Genomic DNA, 17738 nt, shown 5'->3' on the forward strand with positions numbered 1-17738 from the left:
ACAAACAAAATGATTAAAAACGATTTATTCTTAAGAGCTTTAAAAGGGGAGTCTGTTGAACGACCACCGGTATGGATGATGCGTCAAGCAGGTAGGTATTTACCGGAATTTCGTGCTTTACGAGATAAATATGATTTTTTTACACGCTGTAGAATGCCGGAAATCGCGGCAGAAATAACTGTACAACCGATTCGAATTGTAAAACCCGATGCGGCCATCTTGTTTTCGGATATTTTGGTAATCCCGCAAGCCATGGGAATCGATGTGGAAATGAGAGAGAATATAGGACCTTGGGTTCCCAATCCAATCCGTTCGGCAAAAGACGTAGAACAAGTGATTGTTCCGAATATAGAAGAAACTCTGGGTTATGTGATGGATGCCATTAAAGTAACCAAAGAAATGTTGAACGATGAGGTTCCATTAATCGGATTTGCCGGTTCTCCTTGGACCATACTTTGTTATGCCGTAGAAGGAAAGGGATCTAAGAGTTTTGATATCGCTAAGGGATTTTGTTTTTCACAACCTGAAGCCGCTCATGCGCTTTTACAAAAAATAACCGATACCACTATCTTATACCTAAAAGAAAAGGTCAAAGCTGGTGTTAATGCCGTACAAATTTTTGATTCTTGGGGAGGTATGTTGTCTCCGGTGGATTATCAAACTTTTTCGTGGTATTATATCAACCAAATCGTTGAGGCACTTTCAGAAGTAACTCCCGTTATCGTTTTTGGAAAGGGATGTTGGTTTGCATTGGGTGAAATGGCGCAATCTAAAGCTTCTGCCTTAGGAGTAGATTGGACATGTTCTGCTAAAAATGCCCGTTTATTTACGGGTAATAAAATCACTTTGCAAGGAAATTTTGATCCGAGTAGATTGATGTCACCGATTCCAACAATTAAAAAGATGGTACACGAGATGATCGATGAATTTGGAAAAGACCAATATATCGTCAATTTAGGACACGGTATTTTACCTCATATTCCCGTTGATCATGCCAAGGCATTTATAGAAGCGGTTAAGGAATACGGACAATAGAAAAATAGGAGGGTTTGCGGCTGTGCTGCAGACTCTTTTTTAATCATATAAAACGTAAAAACCATGTTAAACAAAGGTATGCGCAGTGAAGAAGATCAACGCATCAATTCGATTTTACAGAAATTGATGACCTTGGTGTTTCTTCCGGAAAATTGGAATGAATTAGAGTTGCAAGTAGAATTGAATAAAATGGGAATGAGTGTGGAAGATCTTCGCAATTTTGATTCCAATACCCTCAACCAACATTTGGTGAAATTTAATTTCGATTGGAATCACATGGAACAATTTGCCGATGCTTTAGTGGTATGGTCTAAACGTGAAGGGCATTCCGATCTTAAAGAAAAGGCGAAGGAGCTTTATCAATTTATACAAACCGAAAGCAAGTCTTTTTCGTTTGAAATCATGAATAAAATAAGTCAATTATAATTTTTTGTAATATCGTTTCAAATACCGCGTCTTTAAAAAAGAGGAGGTAGGGGTGACGGTATTCGTTGATCAAAAAACAACCATATCGATAAATGAAAAATCAATTTTATCAATATATCTTACAATTGCAAGATACAATTACTGCCGGACTGGAAAAACTAGACGGTATAGCTCAATTTAAAGAAGACTTATGGGAACGTCCCGAAGGCGGTGGCGGGCGCACTCGTGTTATTGAAAACGGAGGTGTTTTTGAAAAGGGTGGTGTGAATATCTCTGCGGTTCACGGGGCTTTGCCTGCGGCCATGCAAACCTATTTTGGTGTGGGAGAAGTGGATTTTTTTGCGTGTGGACTCAGCTTGGTATTGCATCCTAAAAACCCGATGGTGCCTACGGTACATGCCAATTGGCGTTATTTCGAGATGTATGATGCCGATGGCAGCGTTTTGAAATCTTGGTTTGGGGGAGGACAAGATTTGACGCCTTATTATTTGTTTGAAGAAGATGCGGTACATTTTCATTCCGTATGTAAAAAGGCCTGTGATCGTCATCATTCCGACTTTTATCCCTTATATAAAAAACAATGCGATGCGTATTTTTGGAATACCCATCGCGAGGAAGCTCGTGGAATTGGCGGTTTATTTTTCGATCATTTACAACAAACCGAAACCCAATCTATGCAGGATTGGTATGCTTTTGTTACCGAAGTGGGCGATAGCTTTTTAGAAGCCTATATGCCAATAGTCGAACGCAGAAGCAAGGAATCGTTTACTAAAGCCAATAAAACGTGGCAAGAAATCCGACGCGGCCGTTATGTGGAATTTAATTTGGTACACGATAAAGGAACCTTATTTGGATTAAAAACCAACGGACGTATCGAGTCGATTTTGATGAGTCTGCCGCCGGTGGTACAGTGGGTTTACGATCATCATCCCGAAAGCGATTCGGCAGAAGCGCGTTTACTCGAAGTTTTGGCACAGCCCAAAGCTTGGGTTTAACCACAAGACTCCATAGTGATTAATAAAAAAAGTAAAAAAATATGTTTCCATTAGAAAGAGGTAGAAGGTTGCGAGTGAGTGAATCCATTAGAAGTTTAGTGCGTGAAACGATTGTAACTCCGGCCGACTTTATGTTTCCAATGTTTATTGCAGAGGGAACTAACATAGAAGAACCCATCGCGTCCATGCCTGGGATTTATAGACGTTCTATAGATTTGACGGTAAAAGAAGTCAAAGAACTATTTTTCTTGGGTATTCGAGCGGTTAATATATATGTCAAAGTGGGCGAACACCTTAAAGACAATACCGGTAAAGAAGCATGGAATCCAAATGGTTTGATGCAACAGGCGATTAAAGCAATCAAAGACGCTTGTCCAGAAATGATTGTAATGCCTGATGTGGCTTTGGATCCGTATTCGATTTACGGACACGACGGAATTATTGGCAACGGAAAAGTAGTCAACGATGCAACGGTAGAAGCTTTGATGCAGATGAGTGTGTCTCATGCTGCAGCGGGAGCGGATTTTGTGGCACCTAGTGATATGATGGACGGACGTGTATTGCGCATACGTCAGGCGTTGGATACGAGTGGTTATACCGATGTGGGAATCATGAGTTATTCGGCCAAATACGCATCGGCTTTTTACGGACCTTTCCGCGATGCACTCGACAGTGCACCGGTGGATAATGCAGCCATTCCGAAAGATAAAAAAACCTATCAAATGGATTATGCCAACCGTATAGAAGCGATTAAAGAGGCGCTTTACGACGTAGAGGAAGGGGCGGATATCGTGATGGTAAAACCCGGTATGGCCTATTTGGATATTGTACGTGAGGTAAAAGATGCAGTAAATGTTCCCGTAGCGGTATTTCAGGTGTCTGGAGAATATGCGATGGTTAAAGCTGCAGCAGAAAGAGGCTGGTTGGATCACGACAAAATCATGATGGAGCAATTGACTTGTATCAAACGCGCGGGTGCCAGTTTGATTTCGACCTATTTTGCCAAAGAAGCCGCAATACTTTTATCGAAATAAAATAGCGGTTTATCGATGTTGGTTGTGGTTTGTTATCCTTAAATTTGGACAACAAAATAAACAACAAATACGAAACTCATGACAATAATAATGAAATCGGGACTACTGGTTTTGGGATTGCTTGCATTGACCTCTTGTAAAAAAGAAACCCCTGCAAAAGATTCTGATACGTTGTACCCAGCAGTAGTAGAAAACGAGAGCACGGATCCCGTACAAATGATTGCACAGGGAAAGGCGCTTTTTGAGGGCAAAGGCACGTGTAACAGTTGCCATTTGGCCGACAAAAAAGTAATCGGACCCAGTATCAAAGAAATTACCAAGATTTATAAAGAGCACAACGCGAGTATCGTAACTTTTTTACAAGGTGATGGTGAGGCAATTGTCGATCCGTCCCAGTTTCCTATTATGCAAGCCAATTTTGCTATAACTAAAAAAATGAGTGAATACGAGCTTAAAACTATAGAAGCCTATATGAATAGTCTTTAGGGATTTACTCTCACAAATTAAAAACCGCCTTATAGGGCGGTTTTTTTTGTGCTTTGTTTTAGGGGTTTTTTATAATCCCATACCTTTTTGCTTCGTTTGATGGATGTCCTCCTCGGGCTCAAGACAAAATGAAGAGAAGAGGTTTTTAGAATCTCAAACCCTTTAAGGGAGATTTGCTGTTGTTGCATTTGCTTCTTTATAATCAATAATTGCTTTAAAGTAGTGAAATTTAATTTTGCTATTTTCAATAACAGTAATTGGAATTTTTAGTTTAATAGAATTGGTTATTAGTTGGTTATTTAACATAATTAATGTGTGATTTTTGTAACGCTAATTTTTAAGACAGCTAAAAAACAGGGCTTAAATAGAGTTTGTTAAATTATGTTTATCCTTGTGTGTTTATTTTTGTTTTTTGTCTTAATTAGTATGGTTTTCATAGTTAAATATGTGTTTATGAAACTGTAGTTATGCTAAATTTTGTATTTTGTTATTTTTAATTAATGCCTATGTAGTTGATTAATAACGATTTTAAGGTTATAGTTTTTCATTTTTATTAAAATTTACAATTTTTTTAATATTATATTTTGTTTAGTTAAATTAACATCTTAAATTTGTCAAACAAAAGAGGAAGTCGAATAATTAATTCAAGATACGTTAAGTAATAAAGTCCATATAGGTTTGAATCCTATCTTCCTCTTTTTCTCACTAACAACCTCTTATTTTATGGATAGGAAAAAATTTCTTATTTCTACCTCATTACTTCTCATAAGTATTAAAGCGTTAAAAGCTCAAAATCTAGTTAGCGAATCTTTTTTATCGGAGTCTTTAAATGTAACCTCTATACAAAAATTAAAAAAGGCAGCTGAATTAAGAAAAAAAAGACTTTATAATAGAAGTGGTAGTACGAGAACAAGGCGTTCATTATTGTCCTTTAATACCGTAAATGTCGATTCTATTACAAAACTGTACGACGAGGTGTTGTCTCAAGACCCTTCTGAAATCAGGGCATATAATGGAAAAAGGAAGCTTTTAATTCAAGAAGGAGTATCTCCAAAACAAATTAATTTGCTATATCAGCAAGGCTTACTTCAGAATCCTGACAATCCGGTTTTTAAAGAAAGAATTGCTATGCAGTACCTACGCTTGCATCAGGGAAATCAAAAAGAAGTGTCACAATTACCAATACCGTTAAACCAAAAGCATTTACTGTTGCGGGAATCTGAAAAATTATTAAAAGAGGCACGATTTGAAGATGTTGGTAATACTCAATATGTAAAACAGCTAGAGAAAATAGATAGGCTTCAAAATCTTAATGCTTTTATAACTGACGCACGTGATAATGACCAATTAAAAAGAGCTAAAAGAGAAGCAAAGGTGTTGCAATTGGAACTAAAACCATTTAGTTCAAGTGTTGATTATAAAAATAATATAACTTATTTACAATCAAAGCCATATGATGCAAATAGAGCCTTAGTGATTTCTAAGATTCAGAAGGAATATATAAAAAAACTAAGAGATGAAAAAAATTACACTTTAGCAGTAAGTGAAGTAATTAATCTTTATAATAATAATAAGAGCGATGTCGATGCTTTGGCATTAACGCGGAAAATTCTAAAGAAAAACAATAGTTTTCAGGACTTAGAGGTGATTGAGAGAGATAACGATGGCCTTAAAAAAACATTCTGGTCAAAACTTAGTTTTGTAGATGTTTTAATGAAGCGACAAGAAATAGAAAATCAAAATAGATTAAGTGAGATTGAACAGCAGCTTAACATTGTTAGAGATAAAGCTGTTTTTCCGGATCAAAAATTTGAAGCGGATATTAGGTGGCTCAAGTTTGTATGCATGAAAAATGGTTCGACAGCAAAGCAAGACTTATTGGATTTTGGAAATTCTTTACTTGGGGTATCTTCTGCCCATATGTTAGATAAGTATAGTCGTTTATGTGTGAAATACTATCAAGACAATAATCAAAATCAGCAGGCAATCATTGCTATTGGAATTATCCTTAAAAATAATACAGTACCCGTGGAGGAGGATTCTTTATTGTTACAGCTAGAAGAGTTGAGTAGATATAGGCAAGTGAGGAGCGTGAAGGAAAACAGAGGGCTGCAAAATTTAAAAGAAAAATTAATCAACTCAGGAAGTTATGTATAATCTTCGATTAATATTTTTACTTGTATTTGTTTTGTCTAGCAAAAACAGTTATGCTCAAATTGCAATTACTGAAATATTTTACGATACCCCATTTGATGAACAGTATGGTTTTGTATCCGGTAAAAAGACTTATCAAGAGAAGGCGCATCACTTAGGGGAATATATTGAACTTTATAATTATAGTACAGAAGATATTCCTTTAAAAGGCTGGTTAATAGCGGATAAGAGCAGTAATATATATTTTCCCGAAGATGCTGTTATAAAGTCGGAAGATTTCTTATTGATTGCGTTTCGCGATCTTGTTCGAAAACCAGATATAGGAAACTATTTTCCTATATTTTTTCCAACTGTTGTCGGAAAAGAAAAAAAAATCATTTATCAAGAGTATTTAATGTTAAGAAATAAGGAAGAAATAGTAAGGTTGTATGCTAAATATTTTTTAGGAATTAAATTAGATAAATTACAATTGGTTGACCAAGTTAGTTGGAAACATATTCCTTCAGCTGGTCAAAGAGGCCCTATTAGTAATGAATTTACAAATAAAGAATATAAAAAGCTGGATGGAAGAGATTTTTATAAGCCGTCTTTGCATTTGCAGGAAGGCGGTAATTATATTTCAAGTGCAGCTACTCCATTAACGTCGGCATATGTTCCAAAAACGCAACTGATGCTTGAAATTCCAGCGGTTCAAGAGGCGTTAGGCGATAACTCAGCAAAGATTGATTGGAGTAAGCATGTTCTAGAAATATTGAGAAGTACCTGTGATATAATTATAGATTTAGTACAGCAATTTCCAAAAGGGGATTTCGATGGAGAGAAAGTTTGTTTTTCCTATGATGTTTCGGGTAACTATATTGCAACCAAAAGCTGTGACGAGGATAATGCAATTAATTCAACGCTATTGAATCAAATTGAATTGCGGGAATCTCTATTGACGAATCAAAAAATACTGTCATTAGCCGAAGTTAAATCACTGGTCGCTATTTATCCCAACCCTACTAGTGGGATAGTCCATGTCAAGTTTGATGAATCTATATTTGGTAAAATTGCTAAGGTTGAAATATACAGTACATCGGGTGCTAATATTAGAACCAATTATATTGAAGAGTCGCAAAGTACTACAACATTTGATATTACATCTTACCCATCCGGGATCTACCTTATGAAATTCACATTAAATGTTAGTTTAGAGTCGTTTAATGAAAATATTATTAAACTGTAAAATTTATTATGAACGTTTTTACAAAGGCATTAATGCTAATAGCGATTATTCTTTCTCCTGAATTCCTATCAGCTCAAACACAAGAAGTTTCATTAACATACGATACCTCAGCATATTTTACAGAAAAATCATCATCGGGCACCTCAGTGATGCCTTCGATGAATGATACCCTTTCTTCGATTAAAGGAGAAATTGGTGCGACGGAGATAGGAGGTTTAAAATATACTATTCCTATTGATCTTTTAAAAGGGGTTAATGATTTTGCTCCTAATATTGCACTAAATTATAGTAGCCATGACAAAAGTGGTGTTGCTGGTTGGGGGTGGAACATTGTTGGGAGTTCTTCTATTACAACAGGGTCTACTAGTAAGGAGATTGATGGTGTTACTCGAGGAGCGCAGTTAGATGGCAACGATCCTTTTTATTTAGATGGGCAAAGACTTTTACATCGAGATGATTTAAATTACGAAACTCAAATTTTCTCAAAGATTAAAATTAAGCGATTTCTATCTGGTGAATACAGTTTTGTAGTAACCTATACAAATGGTAAAATCGCTAAGTATAAACAAGTCATCAAAGATTTGTATATGATTAGTGAAATTAGCGATGCTTTCGGAAATCAAGTTCGTTATGAATATGAAATTACTGACGAAAAGGTTTATTTAAAAAACATTTCTTACGGCGGTAATTCCAAAAGCACGGACAAATATTTTGTTTATTTCAATTATAGCAGCCGTATTAAGCCTATTTCTATATACTCCTTGGGTAGAATCATTAGAGACACGAAAGTATTAAATAATATTGTAATCGCTTCTCCAGAAGATAAAAATAAGCCTTACAGAATTTACAATCTTATGTATGATTATATCCAAGAAGGGGGTGTTGAAAGATTGGTTCGCTTAGATATTACAAATGACAAAGGTCAACAATTAAATCCTTTGAAATTCACGTATACTAATAAAACGGCGCACGGGACTGTCGAAAATAGAATAAATAGTTATATTAACCTTCCTAAAGACATTAAAGGGCTTAGTGATGTAGCTTTTGGTGATTTTTATGGAACTGGTGAAATGTTTCCAATTTATGAATTGAATGTTCCTGAAAACCCCAGTAATCCCAATAACGGTAAAACGCATATTCGACTGTGGAACCCACGAGTAGGTGAAATCACGAATTATAAAAAGAGCCGTAAACTCTATGCGGGTAAAGCTTTAATAGATAAAAAAGTCAATGATTTGGTTACCAAAATCATCTCAGAGGGAGATATGCTAATTTCACAAAAAATCGATTATTTAGAAAATGGAACTGATGAGATAAAATTTGACTTTTTTGATGTAAATGAAAAAGATTCTAATCGATTTAAAGGTTCTTTGAAGTTTTTATTACCACAGGCTTATATTGAAAATACAAAATTACCCCCAAGCCAATCTTTTCCATCGCAGTTACGTTACCACTCTTGGGATGAAGAGGACCCAAGTGTTTCGCACACAAAAGCCACTATAATTGACAAGAAAAACAGAAGGTTTTTAACTGGGGATTTTAATAACGATGGCTTAATTGATTTACTTATCTTTCAACCGGCAGGATTATATACACCAGCACAATACTATTTTATTGAATTAGGAAGAACTAAACGGGACTCAAATTACAATTCCGTACTCACTCCTATTGCAGTTGCAGAAAATGCCCATATCATTAAAGGTGATGTGGTTTATCCTATAGAATTTGATGGAGATGGAATTCCTGAGTTTCTATTGATTGGAGAAACAGGTAATGTAAATCTCTTAAAATTTGAGCCCTTAAAGGCTAAATTAAATAAAATTGAACTTGGAGTTAAAAAATTAAATAATTATACTACACAAACACCGCTGATTTTTGGAGACTTTAATGGTGATGGACTAACGGATTTTATAACTCCTGAAAAAATCTACAGTATAAAAGACTCTAAAACGGAGAATATATTAAACAAGATGGAGACTGATCAGCTCAAATGGTGGTTGTATTCGTCTACAGGAAAGGATTATATTGCAGTAAGTAAAGATTTTACAGCACAGAAATTGGCTTATTTAGCGCCATCTCAACGCAACAATGTTAAAAAGTCATCCGTTTGGTCTAAAATATGGTCTGGTAAGCCAGATAGTTATTTAAACTCTGAATATGGAAATTCTAGTGTTATTGCTATGGATATAGATAATGATGGAATATCGGATTTGGTTTCTTTTAGAAAATTTTCAACAATTGATTATAAAGATAATTTACTGCAATCGACATTAAAAAACACTCTGATTTCTACATCTCCTTTAATTGATAAAATAGAATTTCATTTGGTGAAACCAACTAATCAAAGCAATTTTAATCTTAAAACTATACCACAGCACATTTCATTGGCTAATGTGAAAATGTCTCCCTTTTCTTTAATAGTAAGTAAAACGGATTTTAATCAATTAAATGTACATAAAAGTGGTTTAATCATACATGATTTATTGACCCGTGACGAGCGGTCCTATACGATAAATAATGATGAGTTTGTTGAAGGGCAATTAAAGAAAATAGACAATGGGTCAGGAGTGACACAAATGGTGGAATATCGTCCGATGACAGATAAAAATAATAACAAAGACGAAAGTATTTATACGTATTCTAAGGTAAATCTCCCTTATCCTTATTATGTCTATAAGAGTCAGGCAACGCATTATCTAGTTCATAAAATACATACGCAATTCAATGCAAAAATCATAAGTAAAGAGTATCGTTATCACAATGGAATACAGCACTTAGAAGGAAAAGGGTTTATCGGATTTGAAAAAGTAAGTGTAAGTGATGATTATGAAAGTATACTGAATAAAGAAGGTAAATACACAATTAAGGACGTTACCAAAGGTGTTTTTTGGAAAGTGAATAAATACGGCCCGCTCAATGATAATGCTCTTTTGTATAGCACTTATGGAAGCTTAAATGAGACTGCGCTCTTCTCAAAAGTATCATTTGTTCATAAAAAGGAACAGTTGTCAAATAATCGATATATAATATTGAATACGCAAGAGGATAGTCAGGATTTTTTATATGGTTCTGATTTTCGAAAAACCTATAATTATGATTCCGTAAATAATTTTTTATTAACAAGTGCGGTCACACAATACAATGGCGCGGGAACAGTGACTGAGATGTACTCGTATACTCCTGAATTTACAACAGGTGCGCGATATTTCTATGGTAAAATTCGCGAGGTTAAAACAACTTCAGTTAAAGGGGGGGAGAGTTTTTCGACTAAAGAAAATTATACCTACACACCTCTAGGCGCTGTGTTACAACATCAAAAATATGGTAATAATACCTCGCCGATTGTTACAGATTATACTTATTATCCCTTTGGAGGTATAGAAAAAGAAACTGAAAGTACAGCGGGTATTCCGCACCGTTATACTACAAAATTTAGTTATGATACTACCAATAGATATGTAATAAAAACAGAAACACCAGACGGGTTAATACATACAGCAAATATAGATGCTTTTGGGAAGGTATTGTCAACAAAAGATGGACTTGGTCTTACTTCTTCGACCTTGTACGATTCTTGGGGAAATGCGCATACTTCCATAGATTATCTAGGAAATAAGTCAAGGATAAAGAAAAGTAAAAGTAGTACTGAGGGGGGGCGCTACGACGTATTAATTTCGAATGCAGTTGGTAGTGAAACAATATCCACTTTTGATGCTTTTGATCGGGTTATACAAACCAAATCGAAAACTTTGGATAATAAGTGGGCGTATGTTAACACTATCTACGATGTTTATGGGAAAGTTGTAAAAAACAGTGAACCGTATTTTCTAGGCGATGTCATAAAATATAATTATACAGAATATGATCGTTTAGATAGGCCTTTTAAATTTACAGATTACAATGGTAAAACTACAGAAACTTGTTTCGAACAAAAAAAGGTAATTGTAATTGATGGAAGTAAAAAGACAAGTAAATGGGTAGATAATAGTGGTTTTGTAGTTAGAACTCAAGATCAAGGTGGCGATATTTACTATAAGTATCACGGGAATGGTAGTCTTAAAACAATCAATTATGAAGGTGTTTCGACCGAAATTTCCATAGATGGTTGGGGAAATAAAACTAAGCTTGTTGATCCTTCTGCAGGAACTTATACTTATGAGTACGACAATTTTGGACGCAAAATCAAAATGATTAATCCTAAAGGAGGTGTAACTACCTATGTTTATGATGAGTTGGGTAGATTGAGAACCGAAAGTACAACAAGTACCTCAGAACAAACGAATAGTGTTTCGAATTATACTTATGACAATATTAGTAAGTTACCAGTATCCATTTCGGGTACGTATAATGACCAATTGTTTACTTACGAAACTATTTATGATAAGTATTACCGCATTGTAGAAACGAAAGAGACGACGCCTATTTTTGAACATAGTGTTAAAATGAGCTATGATATTTTAGGGCGCGTAGACCGTATTGATACCTCAACACAACTAGTTGGAGATAGTTCTAAAAACACCAGTACCTCGATTAAGAATATTTATAATAATATAGGTATTTTAACAGAGCAGCGTGATATACAAACTTCCAAAATTATTTGGAAATTAGATTCCATAACAGCATTTGGAGCTCCAACACAAATTACTTACGGTAATGGTTATACAATGAGGCATGTTTATAGTACTACTAACAATACATTGCAGCAAATAAAACACGTAAAGGCCAATCAATCTGTTGTTGATATCAATTATGTTTATGATACTCACAAAGGAGTGTTGTTAAGTAGAAACAACCTTACTTTTGGGAAATCGGAAACATATGCTTATGACGATTTAAATCGATTATTGAAAGAAAGTGTAAATGGACAATTAATCAATGAGTATACCTATGATTTCAGAGGAAGGACAACCTCCAATACCGAGGTCGGGAAATATAATTATAATCCAACCGATTATCAATTAGAATCTATTAATTTAAATGAAGCAGGTAATGGCCTCTTAAATAATCGTGGTTTTGCAACCATAAATTATAATTCATTTAAATCACCAAATGAAATATATCTACGTGATAAAGACCGTATTTCATACGAGTATTCGATTTTAAAGGGAAGGTATGCCAGTTACTTTGGTAGTCTGGATACCGATAAAAAATTACGTCCTATTCGCAAATACTATACGGCAGATCAGTCAGTTGAAATTATTTTTAATGGAAACAACACTCAGTTAGTTACTTATGTTACGGGTAGTCCTTATAATGCCAATTATATAAAGATAGAGGAGTATAAGGGAAATGTACGTACAACAAATAACTATTATTTACATCGCGACAATCAACAAAGCATACTTGCCATTACCACAGCAGACGCTAAAGGAACAGTAGTTGAGCAACGTTATTTCGATGCTTGGGGAAATTTAAAAGAGGCTAAGATTGCTGGTATTGTAAAGCAGCCCAATCAATTAGGGTGGGTGCCACAGCTTCTATTAGATCGTGGGTATACCGGACACGAACACTTGTATACGGTTGGTTTAATACATATGAACGGACGAATTTACGATCCTTTGTTAAGAAGGTTTTTATCTCCTGACAATTATGTACAAGACCATACCAACACACAAAATTACAATAGGTATGGATATGTTTTAAATAATCCGTTACTTTATACCGATCCAAGTGGAGAGAGTTTTGTTGCTGCTGTTGTAATTGGTGTTGCCGTAGCGGTAGTGGTAAATTCATTATCGAATTTGGTGAATGAGGTTCCATTTTGGTATGGAATCGGCAAATCGGCAGTGATGGGAGGTGTTAGCGGAGCTATTAGTTTTGGTATCGGATCGGTAGCTGTTTCAGCAGGTAGCAATGCTATTATTGTACAGTCTGCTTTGCACGGAGTGTCTGGTGGGATTATGAGTGAAATTGAAGGAGGGACGTTTATTTCAGGTTTTGCCAGTGGTGCTGTAAGTTCTTTGGTTGGGAGTGCATTCTCTTCTACAGGAAATACGACACTGAGTAATGGTTCCAAGTTTAGCTCAACAACTTCTTTTAAAGCGATGATGATAGCAGCGGGTGGGGTTGCTGGTGGTATTTCATCAACTATTGCAGGAGGTGATTTCTGGAGTGGTATGAAACAAGGTATAATTACCGCTGGTTTAAATCACGCAATGCATCAAATGGTTTCATCCAAAGCAGAAGTAGTTGAAAGTAATGCTAATGATTGTGATTCATGTGGAGAAATTTGGGATAAAATAAAAAATGGTGTTATTAAATTTTCTCAATTTGTATCCGCAGGAGAAATTAGTAGAGCTGAGGCCGCATTAGATATATATGAGACAGAGGGGTTTAATGCCTATATATATAAATCTATAGGTGACGCCCATTATGATGAAAGGATGTATGCTGTTAGTGGAGGGAATGGTACAGTTAGAAATGCTGGTGGTAGGATTGCTGCTAAGGGGGGATTTGATGCAGTAGGCGCATTTAAAAATGCAATTTCACCGTTTAAAGGTGGGAATTTGACAAATGCAGGTCGTGCTGTAACAAAACATCCTCAATACTTTGGCTTTGAATCAACGGAGGCCTTGATGAAAGTTTACAGAACACCAGGTTCATTAAACAATTTAGGTTCATCAACTCTAAAAGATATTTTGCGAAACGGAGCAACAACAACAGGTGCAGGAGGTAGATACCCTAATGGTTGGACTACCTATACTTTGCCAAATGGTAATGCAGCAAGTTGGGGGTTAGACGGGACTTTCATAGGATTTAGAGGGATAAAATGATAAAGCGTATGAAAAATATAAGAATAGAAGAAGTGGGTGATATTAATTCGGACTTCCCTTATTTAGAAGTCTTTTTGAAAGAAAGTGCAAGCCCTTTTTTGGAAATAGCAATTTCAGAAGACAAAGAATTGTGTTTTAAATTTTATGCTTCACAGACCGATGTTCAGTTAGATGTAGATGAATGGAGTTTTATTCTTTCAACTGCTAATGATTTTTTACCAAGAGCATTAAAAAATGAAGATGACTTTTTAAATTTTTCAAATCAATAAGCAAAACGCCAGGTATTTAGCTTGGCGTTTTGCTTTATAAAGTAGCTGCATTTTTAGCGAAGAAATCTCTAAACTTTTTATTGGTTAGCATTTTATCAATGAGTCGAAAAATGGTTTGTCTATCTTCTTCTTCGAGTTGTTGTATGAACCTTATTAGGTGGAAGAGCTGTTTTAATGGGTTTTTACCAATTAGGTAAAGTAGGCCTAGTGATCTTTAAAACACCTATTGCCGCTAAGGGGGTAATACAATTAACTAAAAAGACTTTTGGACATACCTTTACTACTCACGGAGATAATATGACAAACTTTTTATTAAATAGAGCAAAAGGATCTGGTATGGTTCAAGGTCAATTTTTGAACAATCAAAAAGCAGCCCAATTTATTTTAGACAATGTGAGTAAAACACTAAATGGAGCTGTGAATATTCCTATTCCTAAAGGTTTTCCAGCGAGGATTATTATGCCAGACGGAACATTTAAAGCAGCTACCCATATACGACTTGTTCCTAGCGGTAGCGGAGTTAAAACAGCTTATCCCTTAATCCCTTAATTTTTGTTTTATGATATTGAAAAAAGAAATAATAGAACCGCTTAGTAAAGAGTTACTGTTGCCTTATACTGGTATAGAACAAGACTGGGATATTGAAATGGCAGATTCTAGCAGAATTGATGAGTTTATTAAGTTCTATAAGGACCGTAGTTTGTGTGATAATCAGAAAGTAGCATTAATGTCTCTAATACTTTCTTCGTATGATGATTTCTTAAATAATAATAATTTGGAAGTTGATAAGAGATGGAATGAAATAAAATCTATAATAAAATCTGAAAGATTAATTTTTGTTGACTTGGTAGAATATTGGTCATTGAGTAACGAAATAGTACAAGACAATTTTTTCCGAATTACACCTCTTTTGAGAAAGCTAAAATAGAATGAGGTTCTTTGTTAACATACTATTATTTACTATTATTGCATTCATTGCCAATATAAAGGGAGTAATAACTTCTATAAAGAAAACATTAGTTTCTTTTGAGTTTTATAAAGAGAGACCAAAAAGACTGGATCAAATCATAGAAAATAATTCAAGATATAACCATAAAAATGAGAATAAGTTTATAACTTATGGTAGCTAGGTAAGACTGTAAAATGTAATTGCAGCTAAGGGGGGAACTAAGCTAAAAACCCAATTTTCGACACGTACTATTGATGATGCTGTAAATCTCGTAATGAAAAATAGCAATGATGTTAAACGCCGCTACCGCACGAAATAAAATTCGACGAAGTCAATCCCTTCCTGTGGTATATAAATAACAAAATCCCAACTGTAAGTTGGGATTTTGTTATTTAAGAATAGCTTGTAATTTATTTTTGGCGAGGAACGCATCAAGCATAGCGAAAACGTGTTCTTTATCTGTAGGGTCTAGTTTTTCTATATCGAGTAAACGGGTTACGGTTTTCTTATCGAATTTGCTGTTTACGCCTTCTCCTACAAGATAATCCAAGCTTACACCAAAAGCATCAGCAATTTTTTTAGCGGACTCAATAGACGGCACTGCTTCCCCATGTTCGTATTTGGATAAGTTGGTGGCGTATTCCAATTTTAGTAGCAAAGACATTTTGTAGTATTCTTTTTTCAATTGAAAAAAAAGTTTATTTTTATATGGTTTAAAGTGAGAGCCGTAAAAAGAGCCCATTACAATTTTTTCCAAGGGCAGAGGGATATTATAATGCGCAAACCAATAAATACGTTTACCAGTATAAAGACCATCTCGGAAACGTTCGATTGAGTTATTCCGATACCAACGGCGATGCACTGATTAGCCCCGATGAAGTTTTAAGCGAAAACAATTATTATCCGTTTGGCTTGCAACATCAGGGTGATAATCCAGCGGTTGCTCAAGCGAATAAGGCGGCAGAGAAGTACAAGTATAACGCAAAAGAGTTTCAGGATGAATTAGGAATCAATCTGTATGACTATGGTGCACGGAATTACGATGCAGCAATGGGACGATGGTTTAACGTAGACCCGTTAGCGGAGCAGTTCCCCGGATGGACGCCGTATCATTATGTTCACAACAATCCAATCAATTTGATTGATCCGACGGGGATGAGTGCAAAGGAAAGTGATGGGTGGATAGAACATGCTACAAATAAAGGTGACAAATTGCTTACCTATGATGCCGAAATAGATACTAAACAACAAGCTATTGATAAAGGATATAGAAATGTAAAAACGGTATCCGAGTCTTTATCTTATAATGGTACTAGTGGTTTTGAATCTTATAATTTAAATGAGAATGGTTTAGTGTCTGATAATCTTACTGGGGCTACCACTGATGTAGGTTTTAGTCCAATGAGAACTGGTGATGGATATTATATAAGTGAGAATAATCCATTGAAATCATTCGGTTCCGGATTGCAAGAAGGAGGAGATGCCCTTACTTATACAGGTTTATCATTTGCTATCACAGGCTATGGAGCTCCAGTAGGTGGAGCTATGATGGCTATTGGAGGTGCTATGGGGTTAATAGGAACAGGAATTGAATCAGTGTTCTTAGCTACACAAGGACAGGAGAAAAAAGCAATGGCTAAATTTGGAATATCTTTATTTTTTGCGCGTAGTGGTAGTTATGGTGTACAGGCTACAGAAAGAGCAATTGGAAAAGGATTAGATAAAGGAAGTACTACATTAATTAATGGTATTAATCTAACTCTAGAGAAAACTATAGGGGCGGAAACAGAAAAGATGTTGATAAAGTAGAGAAAATAGTATGGGATATATAATCATTTATCTAATTATGATAATAATAGGTTTAAGAGGGATTTTAAAAACTAAAATACCAAAATTTAAAGATGGAGCTCGTTTTCCTATAGAAACAAATTATTATTTGAGTAACTTTCTTTTGTTTATTGTTGGAATTATTTTTTTAATTATAAAAATAAAGAGTTTTTTTTAAAAGGATTGAAAAAGCAAAATCCCCCCGCTACCGCACGAATCCTTTCCCCCCGCTACCGCACGAAATAAAATTCGACGAAGTCAATCCCTTGGTGTGGTACGAATAATACAAAAATCCCAACTTACGGTTGGGATTTTGTTATTTAAGAATAGCTTGTAATTTATTTTTGGCAAGAAACGCATCTAGCATAGCGAAAACGTGTTCTTTATCTGTGGGGTCTAGTTTTTCTATATCGAGTAAACGGGTTACGGTTTTCTTATCGAATTTGCTGTTTACCCCCGCTAGTGCACGAAGGATAAAATCTTCGCTATCGCGCGAGCACGTCATTAAGTTGACATATTAAACATTTGATTTACATGCGTTTATACTTGTTTTTTTAATAGTGAT

General features: G+C 35.2%; 14 protein-coding genes. 12 read left to right on the top strand and 2 right to left on the bottom strand.

Translation table 11 applies throughout. The annotated features are described in order from the left end of the window. The first annotated feature begins 9 nt into the window (after window positions 1-9). From hemE to KO524_RS05060, 11 genes are all read left to right on the top strand, one after another. A complete protein-coding gene (gene hemE, locus KO524_RS05010; protein WP_219291145.1) occupies window positions 10-1035 on the top strand; it encodes a uroporphyrinogen decarboxylase in 1026 nt (341 codons plus the stop codon). A 63-nt stretch (window positions 1036-1098) separates the two neighbouring features. After that, window positions 1099-1461, top strand: a complete 363-nt coding sequence (locus KO524_RS05015; RefSeq protein ID WP_219291148.1) for a hypothetical protein — start codon at window positions 1099-1101, stop codon at window positions 1459-1461. Between the two features lie 92 nt (window positions 1462-1553). Then, complete coding sequence (gene hemF, locus KO524_RS05020) at window positions 1554-2456, top strand: oxygen-dependent coproporphyrinogen oxidase (protein ID WP_219291151.1); 903 nt, start codon at window positions 1554-1556, stop codon at window positions 2454-2456. 41 nt (window positions 2457-2497) lie between these two features. Continuing rightward, the gene (hemB, locus tag KO524_RS05025; RefSeq protein WP_219291154.1) at window positions 2498-3490 is read left to right on the top strand and encodes a porphobilinogen synthase; all 993 of its coding nucleotides are present in this window, start codon (window positions 2498-2500) and stop codon (window positions 3488-3490) included. A 78-nt stretch (window positions 3491-3568) separates the two neighbouring features. Further along, complete coding sequence (locus KO524_RS05030; RefSeq protein WP_219291157.1) at window positions 3569-3976, top strand: c-type cytochrome; 408 nt, start codon at window positions 3569-3571, stop codon at window positions 3974-3976. 723 nt (window positions 3977-4699) lie between these two features. Next, window positions 4700-6133: a hypothetical protein gene (locus tag KO524_RS05035; protein WP_219291160.1), complete on the top strand. Its 1434-nt coding sequence runs from the start codon at window positions 4700-4702 to the stop codon at window positions 6131-6133. After that, window positions 6126-7355 (top strand): T9SS type A sorting domain-containing protein, encoded by a 1230-nt coding sequence (locus KO524_RS05040; RefSeq protein WP_219291163.1) that lies wholly within the window; start codon window positions 6126-6128, stop codon window positions 7353-7355. Before KO524_RS05035 ends, KO524_RS05040 begins: the two co-directional genes overlap by 8 nt. A gap of 8 nt (window positions 7356-7363) precedes the next feature. Further along, the gene (locus tag KO524_RS05045; protein ID WP_219291166.1) at window positions 7364-14128 is read left to right on the top strand and encodes an RHS repeat-associated core domain-containing protein; all 6765 of its coding nucleotides are present in this window, start codon (window positions 7364-7366) and stop codon (window positions 14126-14128) included. A gap of 8 nt (window positions 14129-14136) precedes the next feature. After that, window positions 14137-14397, top strand: a complete 261-nt coding sequence (locus KO524_RS05050) for a hypothetical protein (RefSeq protein WP_219291169.1) — start codon at window positions 14137-14139, stop codon at window positions 14395-14397. Between the two features lie 174 nt (window positions 14398-14571). Next, entirely contained in the window at window positions 14572-14946 is a 375-nt protein-coding gene (locus KO524_RS05055) for a hypothetical protein (protein WP_219291172.1), read from the top strand. Between the two features lie 16 nt (window positions 14947-14962). Beyond that, a complete protein-coding gene (locus tag KO524_RS05060; RefSeq protein WP_219291175.1) occupies window positions 14963-15325 on the top strand; it encodes a hypothetical protein in 363 nt (120 codons plus the stop codon). A 409-nt stretch (window positions 15326-15734) separates the two neighbouring features. Here the strand turns inward: KO524_RS05060 and KO524_RS05065 are convergent, their stop codons facing one another. Next, a complete protein-coding gene (locus KO524_RS05065) occupies window positions 15735-16010 on the bottom strand; it encodes a helix-turn-helix domain-containing protein (RefSeq protein WP_219291178.1) in 276 nt (91 codons plus the stop codon). A 167-nt stretch (window positions 16011-16177) separates the two neighbouring features. On the opposite strand from KO524_RS05065, the gene KO524_RS05070 reads away from it, so the two are divergent. Further along, entirely contained in the window at window positions 16178-17155 is a 978-nt protein-coding gene (locus tag KO524_RS05070) for an RHS repeat-associated core domain-containing protein (protein WP_255555147.1), read from the top strand. Window positions 17156-17489: 334 nt separating this feature from the next. On the opposite strand, the gene KO524_RS05075 is transcribed toward KO524_RS05070, so the two are convergent. Beyond that, window positions 17490-17678 (bottom strand): hypothetical protein, encoded by a 189-nt coding sequence (locus KO524_RS05075; RefSeq protein ID WP_219291181.1) that lies wholly within the window; start codon window positions 17676-17678, stop codon window positions 17490-17492. Between the last annotated feature and the right edge of the window lie 60 nt (window positions 17679-17738).

Origin of the sequence: Flavobacterium sp. NKUCC04_CG (genome assembly GCF_019345525.1) — a bacterium.
In the GTDB taxonomy this organism is placed as follows: Bacteria; Bacteroidota; Bacteroidia; order Flavobacteriales; family Flavobacteriaceae; genus Flavobacterium.

Excerpts from the sequence above, each read along its gene's own strand:
- hemE (WP_219291145.1), top strand. The coding sequence starts at position 10 with ATGATTAAAAACGATTTATTCTTAAGAGCTTTAAAAGGGGAGTCTGTT.
- KO524_RS05015 (WP_219291148.1), top strand. The coding sequence starts at position 1,099 with ATGTTAAACAAAGGTATGCGCAGTGAAGAAGATCAACGCATCAATTCG.
- hemF (WP_219291151.1), top strand. The coding sequence starts at position 1,554 with ATGAAAAATCAATTTTATCAATATATCTTACAATTGCAAGATACAATT.
- hemB (WP_219291154.1), top strand. The coding sequence starts at position 2,498 with ATGTTTCCATTAGAAAGAGGTAGAAGGTTGCGAGTGAGTGAATCCATT.
- KO524_RS05030 (WP_219291157.1), top strand. The coding sequence starts at position 3,569 with ATGACAATAATAATGAAATCGGGACTACTGGTTTTGGGATTGCTTGCA.
- KO524_RS05035 (WP_219291160.1), top strand. The coding sequence starts at position 4,700 with ATGGATAGGAAAAAATTTCTTATTTCTACCTCATTACTTCTCATAAGT.
- KO524_RS05040 (WP_219291163.1), top strand. The coding sequence starts at position 6,126 with ATGTATAATCTTCGATTAATATTTTTACTTGTATTTGTTTTGTCTAGC.
- KO524_RS05045 (WP_219291166.1), top strand. The coding sequence starts at position 7,364 with ATGAACGTTTTTACAAAGGCATTAATGCTAATAGCGATTATTCTTTCT.
- KO524_RS05050 (WP_219291169.1), top strand. The coding sequence starts at position 14,137 with ATGAAAAATATAAGAATAGAAGAAGTGGGTGATATTAATTCGGACTTC.
- KO524_RS05055 (WP_219291172.1), top strand. The coding sequence starts at position 14,572 with ATGGGTTTTTACCAATTAGGTAAAGTAGGCCTAGTGATCTTTAAAACA.
- KO524_RS05065 (WP_219291178.1), bottom strand. The coding sequence starts at position 16,010 with ATGTCTTTGCTACTAAAATTGGAATACGCCACCAACTTATCCAAATAC.
- KO524_RS05075 (WP_219291181.1), bottom strand. The coding sequence starts at position 17,678 with ATGACGTGCTCGCGCGATAGCGAAGATTTTATCCTTCGTGCACTAGCG.